General features: G+C 39.8%; 11 protein-coding genes. 8 read left to right on the plus strand and 3 right to left on the minus strand.

Annotated features, from left to right (window positions below; translation table 11 throughout):
- Positions 1 to 774 precede the first annotated feature (774 nt).
- From H6G06_RS18255 to H6G06_RS18290, 8 genes are all read left to right on the plus strand, one after another.
- Positions 775 to 2391 carry an adenylate/guanylate cyclase domain-containing protein gene (locus H6G06_RS18255; RefSeq protein ID WP_190562687.1) on the plus strand — a complete coding sequence of 539 codons (1617 nt, stop codon included), beginning with the start codon at positions 775 to 777 and terminating at the stop codon, positions 2389 to 2391.
- Positions 2392 to 2724: 333 nt separating this feature from the next.
- The gene (locus H6G06_RS18260) at positions 2725 to 4092 is read left to right on the plus strand and encodes an NAD-dependent succinate-semialdehyde dehydrogenase (protein WP_190562689.1); all 1368 of its coding nucleotides are present in this window, start codon (positions 2725 to 2727) and stop codon (positions 4090 to 4092) included.
- Between the two features lie 101 nt (positions 4093 to 4193).
- Positions 4194 to 5837, plus strand: a complete 1644-nt coding sequence (locus H6G06_RS18265) for an acetolactate synthase large subunit (RefSeq protein ID WP_190562691.1) — start codon at positions 4194 to 4196, stop codon at positions 5835 to 5837.
- Positions 5838 to 6098: 261 nt separating this feature from the next.
- Positions 6099 to 6659 (plus strand): Uma2 family endonuclease, encoded by a 561-nt coding sequence (locus tag H6G06_RS18270; protein ID WP_190562693.1) that lies wholly within the window; start codon positions 6099 to 6101, stop codon positions 6657 to 6659.
- A 76-nt stretch (positions 6660 to 6735) separates the two neighbouring features.
- Positions 6736 to 7482, plus strand: a complete 747-nt coding sequence (locus tag H6G06_RS18275; protein ID WP_190562695.1) for a sucrose-phosphate phosphatase — start codon at positions 6736 to 6738, stop codon at positions 7480 to 7482.
- Complete coding sequence (ruvA, locus tag H6G06_RS18280) at positions 7479 to 8123, plus strand: Holliday junction branch migration protein RuvA (protein ID WP_190562697.1); 645 nt, start codon at positions 7479 to 7481, stop codon at positions 8121 to 8123. The genes H6G06_RS18275 and ruvA overlap by 4 nt, the downstream gene beginning before the upstream one ends.
- 81 nt (positions 8124 to 8204) lie before the next feature.
- A complete protein-coding gene (bioF, locus tag H6G06_RS18285) occupies positions 8205 to 9374 on the plus strand; it encodes an 8-amino-7-oxononanoate synthase (protein ID WP_190562699.1) in 1170 nt (389 codons plus the stop codon).
- Positions 9375 to 9620: 246 nt separating this feature from the next.
- Positions 9621 to 9947, plus strand: coding sequence for a 30S ribosomal protein PSRP-3 (locus H6G06_RS18290; RefSeq protein WP_338422961.1), 327 nt, complete (start codon positions 9621 to 9623; stop codon positions 9945 to 9947).
- Between the two features lie 161 nt (positions 9948 to 10108).
- Here H6G06_RS18290 and atpC read toward each other — a convergent pair whose 3' ends face one another.
- The 3 genes from atpC to H6G06_RS18305 all read right to left on the minus strand — a co-directional run bounded on the left by atpC (position 10109) and on the right by H6G06_RS18305 (position 13167).
- On the minus strand, positions 10109 to 10522 hold the full coding sequence (gene atpC / locus H6G06_RS18295) for an ATP synthase F1 subunit epsilon (protein ID WP_190562701.1): 414 nt from the start codon (positions 10520 to 10522) through the stop codon (positions 10109 to 10111).
- A gap of 107 nt (positions 10523 to 10629) precedes the next feature.
- Complete coding sequence (gene atpD, locus H6G06_RS18300; RefSeq protein WP_190562703.1) at positions 10630 to 12078, minus strand: F0F1 ATP synthase subunit beta; 1449 nt, start codon at positions 12076 to 12078, stop codon at positions 10630 to 10632.
- Positions 12079 to 12306: 228 nt separating this feature from the next.
- Positions 12307 to 13167 (minus strand): choice-of-anchor L family PEP-CTERM protein, encoded by an 861-nt coding sequence (locus H6G06_RS18305; protein ID WP_190562705.1) that lies wholly within the window; start codon positions 13165 to 13167, stop codon positions 12307 to 12309.
- Positions 13168 to 13763: the final 596 nt, after the last annotated feature.

Genomic DNA, 13763 nt, shown 5'->3' on the forward strand with positions numbered 1-13763 from the left:
GAGGCAGGGAATAAGAAATAAGGAATAAGGAATAGGGAATAGGGAATAGAATTATATAATTACAGAAAATTCAGGTATACGGGGTGTACTAAGCTTTTGTTTTAAATTAAATATTAGTCCTATAAATGCCATTTTTTATTAAGAATTTATCAAGTATTTATGACTTTTTTATAAAGACAAAACCCTTAGTTTTGAAAAGAATCATTTAACATATTTATATTAAATTTATCATTAAAAATTTGGTTTTCCTGTAGTCAGATATACAACCTTTAATTAAGATTATACTTACTCATTTATATAAATAATGACTTTATTGCAGATACTATAGGAATCCGGTTTGATTACTGATAGCTTGCGTAGCCAATAAACCAAAAAGCTTTTATAAGTCTTGCCACGTGGACATTTCGCCTAAATATAGAGAGAACACAAAACAACCAATTAATAAGCTTTTCAGGCGATACCCCTAGCACTGATGATGGCTATCGCTTTAGCGCAACCTCATATAGAATTGCTATTAATTATTTCTGCCATGCGAAAACAGCAATAATTTATGCAGCCGTCAAGAGTTAATGTAAAAATTAATACAACTAGATTCTTTCTAATGCTCTTAACAGTATCATAAAGAAAAGGTTAGGTTAGGACTTACACAAAAGAACTTGGTTTATTACCATAACTAGTCTTGAGTAACCGGATGTCTGGTATCTGATGCGTAAGTTTTAAAAAGTTAGCCTTGATACTTGTGTTTCCAACTTCCAGTATGGATGTATTACACTCATGACTGAACTCACACTGCTTTTAACAGAGGGTAATATTGAAACCGAGGTTTCAGTGAAGCAAGATGTATTTATTATCGGTCGCTTGCCAGAATGCGACTTGTTTTTACCTTTTGGGGGAGTTTCCCGCAGACACGCCCGTATCGTCAAAACCAATGATGATGTGTGGACTATTGAGGATATGGGTAGTAAAAATGGAACCCAAGTAAATCACAACCCTGTTACTTCAGCCGAAGAGTTGCGAGACGGTGATGTTATTTGGTTGGGTAATGTCAGTTTGGTAGTAATTTTATCAACTAATGTAGAACAGTCACCGTCTCCATATTTAGGAAATTCGGAAACTAATAATCAGCAAATCACAATTCTGCGGAATGTCAAAGAACTGCAACAACAATGGATAGACGCTAGTAGCATTAATGGCAAGAACAATAAAGAAAAAACCATTGCCCGTCTAAAAGACTTGGTAGACATAGCTAAAAATCTCTGTGCAGCAGCATCTATTGAAGAAATTTTTTCTCAGGTGCAACAAGTAGTTTTTCGTTATATTGATGGCATGGAACGCCTGGCATTATTAATTGATGTTGATGGCTCCGGAAATTTGCAGTTAATCAACTCAGCCACTAAAATTAGTTCCCACGACAAAAATTTGCCCACTGATGGTAGTTGGATTAGTCGCAGTATTTGTCAAAAAGTATTTACTGAGAAAGTAGCTATTCAAAGTGCTGATACCCAGTCTGATGAACGTTTTTCTAGTGAACAAAGTATTTTATTTAAAGGTATTATGAGTGCAATGGCAGTACCTTTATGGGATGAAAATAAAGTAGTCGGTGTTCTCTACGCCGATGCTCATCTTTATTCTTCCCAGTGGGAAAATAATGGTGAAGAAGAACTCAGCTTTTTTTCTGCTTTAGCAAATTTGGTTGCATCTAGTGTTCAACGTTGGTTATTAGTAGATAAACTCAAAGCTGAAGAGGTCATTCGTCACCGTTTAGAACGGTATCATTCTCCGGCGGTGGTGCAGCAGTTAATAGCAGTGAGAGAATTTCCCGATGGGCGTTTGCCTCCTAACGAACGTGAAATCAGTATTATATTTGCTGATTTGGTAGGCTTTACGGCAATATCGGAAAGGCTCAAACCCACAGAAATTTCTGAATTATTAAATAATTTTTTTGAGGAAATGTTACAAGAAGTGTTTGCCTATGGTGGCACTTTAGATAAATATATTGGTGATTGTATTATGGCTTTTTTTGGCGCTCCCGAACCACAACCAGGTCATGCAGATCGGGCTGTTGCTGCTGCTAAAGGAATGCTCTCTCGTCTGCAACGTCTTAATGCTAATCATTTTTGGCAGGAATCTTTACAATTACGTATTGCTATTAACAGTGGTAAAGCTGTGGTGGGTGATGTGGGAAGTTCTCAAAGGTTAGACTATACAGCGTTAGGAACAACAATTAATGTGGCCGCTAGGATGGAACCAATTTGCCCTCCTGGTGAATGTGTTATCAGTGAAGCCACTTATAGAATGCTGTCGCAAAAGTCTGATTTTCAAGAAATGGGAGACCATCGTTTTAAAGGTATTGATAGATTTATTAAGGTTTATCAGACAAAAATGAATTAATTTTTATGGGTCAATTGTGATATTATGCCTGTCTGAATAGTTATCATATGTTAGGGCAGGGAAAAGGGAATAGGTGATGGGTAATAGGAAAAAAGTTATTATAAGTAATTCGCCGGTCGTGATATAACTTGTCAGTTATTAATTAATTACTAATATTTTTTTTAAGTATTTTATTATCGTATTGTATACTTTATTTCAAAAAAAGTTGCAAATTCTTAATATTAAGCAACTCTTTCACAATTGAAAGACTAGAATTTTGATGGTAGCTTCTATGATGAATCTGTGTAAGACTAGGAAGCTACCTGAAGCTATTTTTTAACGGGAGGTCAGGTAATGGCTATCGCCACGATTAATCCTACCACTGGGGAAACTCTGAAAATCTTTGAGTCGCTTGAGGATGGAGAAATAGCGGCTAAACTGGAATTAGCACAGCAGACTTTTGAGCAGTATCGTCAGACTAGTTTTCAGTTGCGATCGCAATGGTTACAACAAGCAGCCAATATTTTAGAGCAAGAAAAGGCAGATTTTGCCAAATTGATGACTCTAGAAATGGGTAAAACCTTAAAATCTGCGATCGCTGAGGTAGAAAAATGCGCCCTCGTCTGTCGATACTATGCGGAAAATGCCCCTAATTTCCTCGCTGATGTCACAGTTAAAACCGACGCTAGTCATAGTTTTGTTAAATATCAGCCTTTAGGTATAATTCTTGCTGTTATGCCTTGGAATTTTCCCTTCTGGCAAGTTTTTCGCTTTGCCGCACCAGCACTGATGGCCGGAAATGTGGGGTTACTCAAACACGCTTCCAATGTACCCCAGTGTGCTTTGGCAATAGAAGATATTATCAACCGCGCAGGTTTTCCAGCAGGTGCATTTCAAACTTTATTAATCGGTGCTGCTAAAGTTGCCGATTTAATGGCTGATGAGAGGGTAAAAGCAGCCACCTTAACCGGCAGTGAACCAGCAGGTGCTTCTTTAGCTGCTGCATCTGGTAAACAAATTAAAAAAACCGTCTTAGAATTAGGTGGCAGTGACCCATTTATTGTTCTAGAAAGTGCTGATTTAGAAGCAGCAGTATCCACCGCAGTCACAGCGCGGATGTTAAATAATGGACAGTCTTGTATAGCAGCCAAACGCTTTATTGTTGCAGAAACAATTGCTGATCAGTTTGAAAAACTGCTGTTACAAAAAATCCAGGCGCTGAAAGTTGGTGATCCTTTGGCAGCAGACACAGATTTAGGACCATTGGCAACTCCCGGTATTCTTCAAGATTTGGATAAACAAGTCCAAATTGCCGTTGAAAGTGGTGCTAAAGTCCTCACAGGTGGATATGCTTTAGAAGATCGTCCTGGTAACTTTTACCCGCCAACTATTATCATAGACATCCCTTTAGATCATCCTATTGCCAAAGAAGAATTTTTTGGCCCGGTAGCTTTATTATTTCGGGTTCGGGATATTGATGCTGCCATCAAATTAGCCAATGATTCACCTTTTGGTTTGGGTGCAAGTGCCTGGACAAATAATGAAGAAGAGAAAAATCGCCTTATTCAAGAAATTGAAGCCGGTGCAGTATTTATTAACAGCATGGTAAAATCTGATCCCCGTTTACCTTTTGGGGGGATTAAACGCTCTGGTTATGGACGAGAGTTGAGTATTCAAGGTATTCATGAATTTGTGAATATCAAGACTGTTTGGGTGAAATAATTGTTTTTTAAACGCAGATGGACGCAGATAAACGCAGATGATTTGTTTTTATTTTCGCGTGTATCTAAGATTGTCAGATTTTTTGAGATTGAGGAAATAAAATGAATACGGCAGATTTGTTAGTACAGTGTTTAGAAAATGAAGGAGTACAATATGTTTTTGGTCTTCCTGGTGAAGAAAATTTACACGTTTTAGAAGCTTTAAAAAAATCATCGATTCAATTTATTACCACTCGTCATGAACAGGGTGCAGCATTCATGGCGGATGTCTATGGGAGGTTAACTGGTAAAGCGGGAGTTTGTCTTTCTACTCTTGGTCCTGGTGCTACTAATTTAATGACTGGTGTGGCAGATGCTAATTTAGATGGTGCGCCTTTAGTAGCTATCACCGGACAGGTGGGAACTGATAGAATGCACATTGAATCCCATCAATATTTAGATTTGGTGGCTATGTTTGCCCCAGTTACTAAATGGAATAAACAGATAGTTAGACCGAGTATTACACCAGAAGTAGTTAGGAAAGCATTCAAGCGATCGCAAACTGAAAAACCCGGTGCAGTTCACATTGATTTACCGGAAAATATCGCTGCTATGCCCGTAGAAGGCAAACCTTTAAATAAGGATAATAGCGAAAAAACCTATGCTTCTTTTGCCAGTATTCGCGCCGCTGCCGCTGCAATTTCTCAAGCCGTAAACCCCATAATTTTAGTGGGAAATGGGGCAATTCGCGCCCAAGCTAGTGATGCAGTGACGCAATTTGCTACCCAAATGAATCTTCCTGTTGTTAATACTTTTATGGGTAAAGGTGTTATTCCCTATACTCACCCTTTAGCTTTATGGTCTGTAGGATTGCAACAACGAGATTTCATTACTTGCGGTTTTGATAATACCGATTTAGTCATTGCAATTGGCTATGATTTAATTGAATTTTCTCCGAAAAAATGGAACCCTGAAGGTACTATTCCCATTATCCATATTGCGGCTACTTCTTCCGAAATTGATAGTAGTTATATTCCCCAAGTGGAAATAGTTGGCGATATTTCTGATTCACTCAATGAAATTTTAAAATTGGCAGATCGTCAAAGTAAACCTACACCCTACGCTATTAGTTTACGTTCAAATATTCGCGCTGATTACGAACAATACGCTAATGATGATGGATTTCCTATTAAACCGCAAAAATTAATTTATGATTTGCGGCAAGTGATGGGTCCAGATGATATTGTTATTTCTGATGTCGGCGCACATAAAATGTGGATTGCTAGACATTATCATTGTCACAGTCCCAATACGTGCATTATTTCTAATGGTTTTGCAGCAATGGGAATTGCAATTCCTGGGGCTTTAGCAGCTAAATTAGTCTATCCAAATCGCAAAGTTGTAGCAGCGACTGGTGACGGTGGCTTTATGATGAATTGTCAAGAATTAGAAACCGCTTTGCGCGTGGGTACACCATTTGTCACCTTAATTTTTAATGATGGTGGCTATGGTTTAATTGAGTGGAAACAAGAAAATCAATTTGGTAAAGGTAACTCTGCTTTTGTGCATTTTGGTAATCCTGATTTTGTCAAATTAGCCGAAAGTATGGGTTTAAAAGGTTATCGCGTTGAATCTGCAACTGATTTAATTCCTGTCCTTAAAGAAGCCTTAATTCAAGATGTACCTGCGGTGATAGATTGTCGGGTAGATTATCGGGAAAATCGCAGGTTTAGTCAAAAATCAGGTGAGTTGAGTTGTGATGTTTAGGTGATTGGTGATTGGTGATTGGGAAAAATATAATTACCCATTACCCATTACCCATTACCCATTACCCATTACCCATTACCCATTACCCATTACCCATTACCCAAATTTGTCTGATAGCGTAGCTATCAGACAAAATCAAATTTTAAAAAATCATCACATTTTTATTAAATCAACATCCTGAAAATCCTAAAATCCTGGACATCCTGATTCAGACAAATTTATTAAGCTATAATTTAATGATTACCAACTATAAATTAATTTATGATTGCTGTTAAAAATCAACTGACACTACAAGAATTTCTCAACTCTCCAGAAGAAGAGGATATCACCTATGAATTAGTTAACGGGGAAGCAAAACCAAAAATGTCACCAAAAAGATTCCATTCTAGATTAACTATTGCATTATGTTTAATTCTGACTCAATGGGCAGAAAATAAAGGTGAAGTTGGTGTAGAATGGGCGGTTATTTTAAGAATTCGTGGTAAAGATTGGGTTCCTGTACCAGACTTATTATATATTTCCTATTCTCGGTTTCCTAGTGATGTAATTGAAAATGAAGCTTGTCCCATTCCTCCTGATTTAGTCATAGAAATTATATCACCTGACCAATCTTTTGGGGAGATGAGCGCCAAAGCTACAGATTATCTTGATGCAGGTGTGTTGAGAGTTTGGGTAATAGATCCCAAAGCGAAAACTGTAACTATATTTTATCCTGATGCACGACCACAAACAAAACGCAGTCAAGATAGTTTAGAAGATTCTCTATTTCCAGGTTTGGTAATTTCTGCGGAACAAATTTTTCAACAAGCGGGTATTCCTTAAAGTATTACAGAAGTGGCATAAGTAGCAAAAACAGCGTACACTCTTTTTGTTGCTAACGCTAACAAAGGAGAATGCTGTGACTAAATTTTTATTTGTAACCGACCTGGATCATACCCTAGTAGGCGATGACCAGGCTTTGGTAGAATTAAGCGATCGCCTCCAAAGTCATCGTCAACAACATGGTACAAAAATAGTTTATTCTACCGGGCGATCGCCTCTTCTTTATCGGGAATTACAACAAGAAAAAAATCTCTTCTCACCAGATGCGCTGGTTGTATCTGTCGGTACGGAAATTTATCTCGATGGTAGCGATACTCCAGATCCTGACTGGTCAAAAATTCTCTCCCCCGGATGGCAACGGGAAACTATACTTACTATCACCCAGAAATTTCCTGAATTAGTTCTGCAACCAGACTCAGAACAACGTCCTTTTAAAGTCAGTTTCTTTCTCAAAGAAGAGTTTTCTGGGATATTACCAAAACTTGAGGCAGAGTTGGAAAAATCCCAACTAAATATAAAGTTAATTTATAGTAGCGGTATCGACCTTGACATTTTACCCCTTACCAGCGATAAAGGTCAAGCAATGCAATTTCTACGTCAAAAGTGGAAATTTGCAGCCGAGCAAACTGTTGTTTGTGGCGATTCAGGTAATGATATTGCTTTATTCGCTGTAGGTAACGAACGGGGAATCATTGTCGGTAATGCTCGTCCAGAGTTATTACAATGGCACAATCAGAATCCTGCTGACTACCGTTACCTAGCACAAAACCGTTGTGCTGCGGGGATTATGGAAGGATTAAAATACTTTGGTTTCCTGGAATGATTAGCTATCTCAAAGGTATTGTTGCTGGTGTGCAAACGGTTAGCCCTAATCGCGTCATTTTGACTTTAGAGGTGAACGGCATGGGGTATGATTTACAGATTCCCCAACGCCTGGCTAACCAATTAACAAATACTGGTAATGTGGTACAAATTTTTACTCATTACCAAATACGAGAAGAAGTACCCATACTCTATGGGTTTTCTTCCCCCTCAGAACGGGATTTATTTCGTCACTTGCTATCTGTAAGTGGCATTGGTGCAGCTTTAGCGATCGCTCTCTTGGACACTTTAGAATTACCAGAGTTAGTCCAAGCGATTGTTGCCGCTAATACCCAAATTTTAATTCAAGCTCCTGGTGTGGGCAAGAAAACCGCTGAACGTTTATGTTTAGAACTGAAAGGAAAATTGATTGAGTGGCGCAAATCAGCAGGTTTTTTCGTGGCTACAGGTGGCCCTGCACCAGGAATTTTGGAAGAAGTGCAAATGACGCTCTTCGCTTTGGGATATACTGCCCATGAAGTTAGTCATGCTCTGCACGTGGTCAGCGAAGATATCGGTTTACCCAAAGATGCCTATGTAGAAGATTGGATTAAACAAGCGATCGCTCATCTTAGCAACAGCGAAGTAGTTCATAATTCATAATTCATAATTGGGAATTAGACATCTAAAACATCAGTGTATTCTTGTTAAAAATCAGTGTGTGCGATTCAGAATTGCTGAGTAATGAATAATAATCCTTACGCTTGGATAGAAGCATCTTTAGAAACCATTCATCGGGCTGACTGGTATCGTTCTGTACAAACAATCAACAGTCTTCCCGGTGCAACCGTGCTGTTATCTGGGCAAAAGGTAATTAATTTTGCCAGTAACGATTACTTAGGATTAGCAGGAGATGAACGCTTACAAACAGCCGCCATTAAAGCTATTCAACAATTTGGTACTGGTAGCACTGGTTCTAGATTACTCAGCGGACATCGAGAATTACACAGGGAATTAGAACAAGCCATCGCATCTACCAAACAAACAGAAGATGCAGTAGTATTTAGTTCAGGATATTTAGCAAATATAGGTGTAATTACTGCTTTAATAGGCAAGCGAGACTTAATATTATCAGATCAATATAACCATTCCAGCTTGAAAAGAGGGGCTGTTCTGAGCGGTGCAGCCGTCATAGAATACCCGCACAATAGTACTGCAGTATTGGCAGAAAAACTATCTCAACAACGTCAAAACCACAGACGCTGTTTAATTATGACTGATAGTGTCTTCAGCATGGATGGTGATTTATGTCCTTTACCAGAACTGTTAGACTTAGCTGAAGAATTTAGCTGTATGCTGCTCTTAGATGAAGCACACGCTACCGGAGTCATGGGTAAAACTGGGGCTGGGTGTGTGGAACATTTCGGCTGTACAGGTAGAGAGTTAATTCAAATAGGAACATTAAGCAAAGCCTTGGGAAGTTTAGGCGGATATGTAGCGGCAAGTCATACTCTCATTGACTTTTTAAGAAATCGCGCTCCCAGTTGGATTTACACTACAGCCCTTTCACCGGCAGACACAGCAGCCGCCTTAGCAGCTATGAAAATAGTACAACAAGAACCAGAACGACGACAGCGATTGTGGGATAATGTTAATTATTTGAAACAATTGATTAGAGATAATCTACCTAACTTAAAAATCTTACCTTCCGAATCACCGATATTATGTTTTCAATTGCCTGATGCAGCCACAGCATTAACAGCAGGAAAGCACCTGAAAGAAGTGGGTATTTTTGCCCCTGCTATACGTCCCCCCACAGTTCCCACCAGTCGGATCAGAATCACGATGATGGCAACACATGAATTAGAGCATATTGAGAAATTAGTAAATACTTTGAAAGGTATGCAACTATAGCATTCTTCCCTAAAGCAATACCAACCGATGTCTATGAGTCATTTTCTGGTTCTTACCCCCCTGTTCCTGGTAAGAAGATGATTTCAGGGATTTTTTGAGCAACAGCATTTCCAACAGCCTCCCCCTCGAGCATTCGACCAAAAAAAGCTATAGAAAAATTACCTATCAACATCATCCATCAAAAATACTCATTGGTCAATTGAGCAGATATTAAGTTACAATAAGGGGTCGCAAACCCAGTAAGTCATAGCCGGATTTGTCCCGGAGGTACGATTGACGAAATTTATCTTAAAAATTCTCTGGTTAGATGAGAACGTTGCCTTAGCAGTTGATCAAGTTGTCGGTAAAGGTACAAGCCCTTTAACTAAATACTTTTTCTGGCCTCGTAATGATGCTTGGGAAGAACTAAAAAAAGAGTTAGAATCCAAACACTGGATTACTGACATTGATCGCGTCGAGTTGCTGAACAAGGCAACAGAGGTGATCAACTACTGGCAAGAAGAAGGCAGAAACCGCCCGATGGCAGAAGCGCAGTTGAAGTTTCCTGAAGTTGCCTTCACAGGTAGCGCCTGATTGGGTAATTGGTAATTGATTGGTAATTGGTAATTCGTAATTAGCAATTACTACCCAATTCCGACCCAATCCCCAGTTTTCTATAACTATTGTAGAGACGCTCCATGCGTCTCTACGATCTTTGTAGGAGAATTCTCTTGTAAATCCTCCTCCTGCCTTTTTTATCCCAAACCGCCAGCGGCTTGAAAACGAGCGCGAGCGCGTTTAAAGGCTTTATTTGCCTGAATTTGAGCCTGTCTGTCCCCTGCGGGAACTTGGTTCAATTTGGTTTGTGATTCGCTGTAAGCTTTGCGGGCTTCTTCTAAATTAATAGCATCGCCACGTTCAGCACCATTAACGAGAATGGTAACTTCATCTTCTTCAACTTCAGCAAAACCACCTAATAGAGCGATCGCTTGCCAGTTGGAAGTTTTGTTGGCACGAACACGCATTACACCTATATCCAAGGCAGATAACATTGGTGCGTGTCCAGTCAGGATACCCAACTGACCAGTTGTGCTAGGCAGTATCACTTCATCAGCTTGAGCATCCCACACAGTTTTATCTGGGGAAATTACACGAACGGTTAATGTCATATTTTGAGTTTCTACTTATGGTGGGTTTGAGGTGTGACAGGTGACAGGTGACAGGTGACAGTATTTACTTTTCCCTGTTCCCTGTTCCCTGTTCCCTGTTCCCTCTATTAGCCTTTTAGCTTTTCAGCTTTAGCGATCGCTTCGTTGATATCGCCTACTAAGTAGAAAGCTTGCTCAGGTAAAGCATCCAACTCACCAGAAAGAATTTGCTTAAATCCTTTGATGGTGTCTTCCAACTTCACATACTTACCAGGAGAACCGGTAAATACTTCAGCTACGAAGAAGGGCTGAGACAAGAAACGCTCAACTTTCCGCGCCCGTGCCACAATGAGACGGTCTTCTTCAGACAATTCATCTAAACCGAGAATGGCGATGATGTCTTGTAGTTCTTTGTAACGTTGTAAGGTTGATTGTACAGCACGTGCAGTATCGTAGTGATCACTACCAACGATATTGGGTTGCAACATTGTAGAAGTAGAACCCAGAGGATCTACCGCAGGATAAATACCTTTAGCTGCCAAACCACGAGACAATACTGTTGTACCATCCAAGTGAGCAAAAGTAGTTGCAGGCGCGGGGTCAGTCAAGTCATCGGCAGGTACATATACAGCTTGAATAGAAGTAATAGAACCTTCGGTTGTAGAAGTAATCCGTTCTTGCAACGCACCAACGTCTGTACCCAGAGTGGGCTGATATCCTACCGCAGAAGGCATCCGACCCAACAGCGCAGATACTTCAGAACCAGCTTGTACAAACCGGAAGATATTATCAACAAACAGCAGTACGTCTTGCTTGTTCACATCCCGGAAATATTCAGCCATTGTCAAACCAGACAAACCAACCCGCATTCTGGCTCCGGGTGGCTCGTTCATTTGACCATAAACTAGAGCAATTTTGGATTCATTGAGGTTGTCTTTGTTGATAACCCCAGATTCCATCATTTCGTTATAGAGGTCATTACCCTCACGAGTGCGTTCACCCACACCCGCAAATACAGACACACCACCATGTTGGGTAGCGATGTTGTTGATCAATTCCATCATGATCACGGTTTTACCAACACCAGCACCACCGAACAGTCCGATTTTACCACCGCGTCTGTAGGGGGTTAGCAAGTCAACAACTTTAATCCCAGTTTCAAACACAGAAGGCTGGGTTTCCAGTTCTGTAAATTTAGGAGCGTCACGGTGAATGGGTAGAGTTGCTTCAGCGTTTACCGGACCTTGGTTGTCTACGGGTTCACCTAAAACGTTGAAAATTCGACCCAGAGTGGCTTTACCTACGGGTACGCTGATGGGAGCGCCTGTATCAACTACTTCTAAACCACGGACTAAACCATCAGTGGTACTCATAGCAACGGCTCTAACTTGGTTATCGCCTAACAGTTGCTGTACTTCAACGGTGAGGCTGATGTTTTGTCCAGCTTCGTTGGTGCCGTTGATGGTCAAAGCGTTGTAGATTTGGGGTAATTTACCGCCGGGGAACTTAACGTCTACAACCGGACCAATTACTTGGGTAATGTAACCTATGTTTGTTTTTTCTGCGGTGGTGACCATGCTGCGCCTAATGAATGAAGCTATTTTTCAGAGTTGGTCGTCAAAGACCTGAGATCAAGCAATATCATCTTTTAGGTTAGCATTGAACGACCCCTCTGTTCGCCATAAATTCTTTATTAAGAGGAGATCCCCAACTTGTTCCCGCAGTCGAGGATCTCTGGTATCAAAAGCAAAAATGCCATGTCTGGTGTTGACACGGCATGGATTGAATTATATTTAGTTATAGATTTATGCTTTAACGGCGGCTTGTTGTTTGCGTTTACGAAGTGAGGTAATGCCAAAAGCACCTAAGCCTAAGATACCGATCAGGGAAGCAGGTTCGGGAGTTGTTTTGGGTGGTACTACACTAATAGAACCGCCTTTCAATAACACAGCAGAGTCCAAAACACTATCACCCACATCCTTAATTTTGATACTGAGAGTATTTACAGCATTCTTATTCACAGCACCCTGAAAAGTAAGATTTGTGGTGTATCCATCTAACTGTGTAGCGTTACCAGTATTGTTGATGTAAGCTGGGTTGAAAGGTCCACTAGGGCTATTTGCCAGGTTGTTGATAGTGACGAAGTTACCGTTGGCTAAAAGTGCTAAGTTTGTTCCGTTTAATAAAAGCTCGAAGGAATCGTTAAACTGGCTACCTGCGTACTCTAAAAACTCTTCGGAACCAAACACATATTCAAAGAAGACATTGCTTACTGTATTGTCTGCAAAGAAGGATATATCTAGTTGAGCTAAGTCGAAAGAGCCGGGAGTGTCACCTGGTGTGCCATAAGAGGTTGTTTTGCTAGATGTATCATTTGGTCCGATTACATCTACAACATTTCCTGTACTGAGAACTACACCAGAACCCAAACCAAATGGATCATTATTGAACAAGCCAAACGCATTTGCATTACCTGTGGTTGTCACAGTGAAGCCACTAAGTCCACTAGTATTAGACCCTAACAATGAGTTGAGCAAATCATTAGGATTGTTATTTTGAGTTACAGTGAAAGCAGAAGCCGCGCTTTGACCGCCTAGAGCTACGGTTGTACTTACTGCCGCTGCTGCCACTATTGACAAATTTTTCAAAAAATTTACATACTTCATAGTATTATTTTCCTCTTCTCTTGTTGATCTATTCGATACTACTTATCATAATAAGTTTTCTATGCCTGTAAACCCTTTTTCAGCTACTTCATAGAAATTTTACTGTTAGAAAAAGCTACTATTATCTACTATTATGGGGAGTAACCGTTAAAACACTTACGTAGTAAAGTGTATAGCCAACTATCTACCGACAGATTAAAGAAGTTTGATATTTAAAGAAATGATGAAGCTAATGTAAATAATTTATTTATTAAAGCGAGACAATTAATATCATTTTTATGCTATGATTTAAACTAAAAAGTCATAATCTAATAGACATAGATATTATCATATATCCCACATTCCGCACCCCCAGGTGTCACAATCGATAACTGCGGATTTTTGAATACCTCAAAGGATAAGTTTTATACAAAATCCTGGAAATTTTAGATAGCGGTAGCGAAGCGATGCTGCAAGCAGTTCACTAATCTCAAATCTCCAAGACAGCAAAGCTATTTTTCAGAGTTGGTCGTCAAAGACCTGAATTCAAGTAATATCATCTTTTAGGTTAGCATTGAAGGACTCCACCTTCGCCTTAAATTCATTCTTAAGAGTAG

The sequence above is a fragment of the Anabaena sphaerica FACHB-251 genome (assembly GCF_014696825.1).
Taxonomy (GTDB): Bacteria; Cyanobacteriota; Cyanobacteriia; order Cyanobacteriales; family Nostocaceae; genus RDYJ01.

Bases quoted from the DNA above. Each gene is read 5' to 3' on its own strand.
- ruvA (WP_190562697.1), top strand. From the start codon at position 7,479: ATGATTAGCTATCTCAAAGGTATTGTTGCTGGTGTGCAAACGGTTAGC.
- bioF (WP_190562699.1), top strand. From the start codon at position 8,205: ATGAATAATAATCCTTACGCTTGGATAGAAGCATCTTTAGAAACCATT.
- H6G06_RS18265 (WP_190562691.1), top strand. From the start codon at position 4,194: ATGAATACGGCAGATTTGTTAGTACAGTGTTTAGAAAATGAAGGAGTA.
- H6G06_RS18305 (WP_190562705.1), bottom strand. From the start codon at position 13,167: ATGAAGTATGTAAATTTTTTGAAAAATTTGTCAATAGTGGCAGCAGCG.
- H6G06_RS18270 (WP_190562693.1), top strand. From the start codon at position 6,099: ATGATTGCTGTTAAAAATCAACTGACACTACAAGAATTTCTCAACTCT.
- atpD (WP_190562703.1), bottom strand. From the start codon at position 12,078: ATGGTCACCACCGCAGAAAAAACAAACATAGGTTACATTACCCAAGTA.
- H6G06_RS18260 (WP_190562689.1), top strand. From the start codon at position 2,725: ATGGCTATCGCCACGATTAATCCTACCACTGGGGAAACTCTGAAAATC.
- H6G06_RS18255 (WP_190562687.1), top strand. From the start codon at position 775: ATGACTGAACTCACACTGCTTTTAACAGAGGGTAATATTGAAACCGAG.
- atpC (WP_190562701.1), bottom strand. From the start codon at position 10,522: ATGACATTAACCGTTCGTGTAATTTCCCCAGATAAAACTGTGTGGGAT.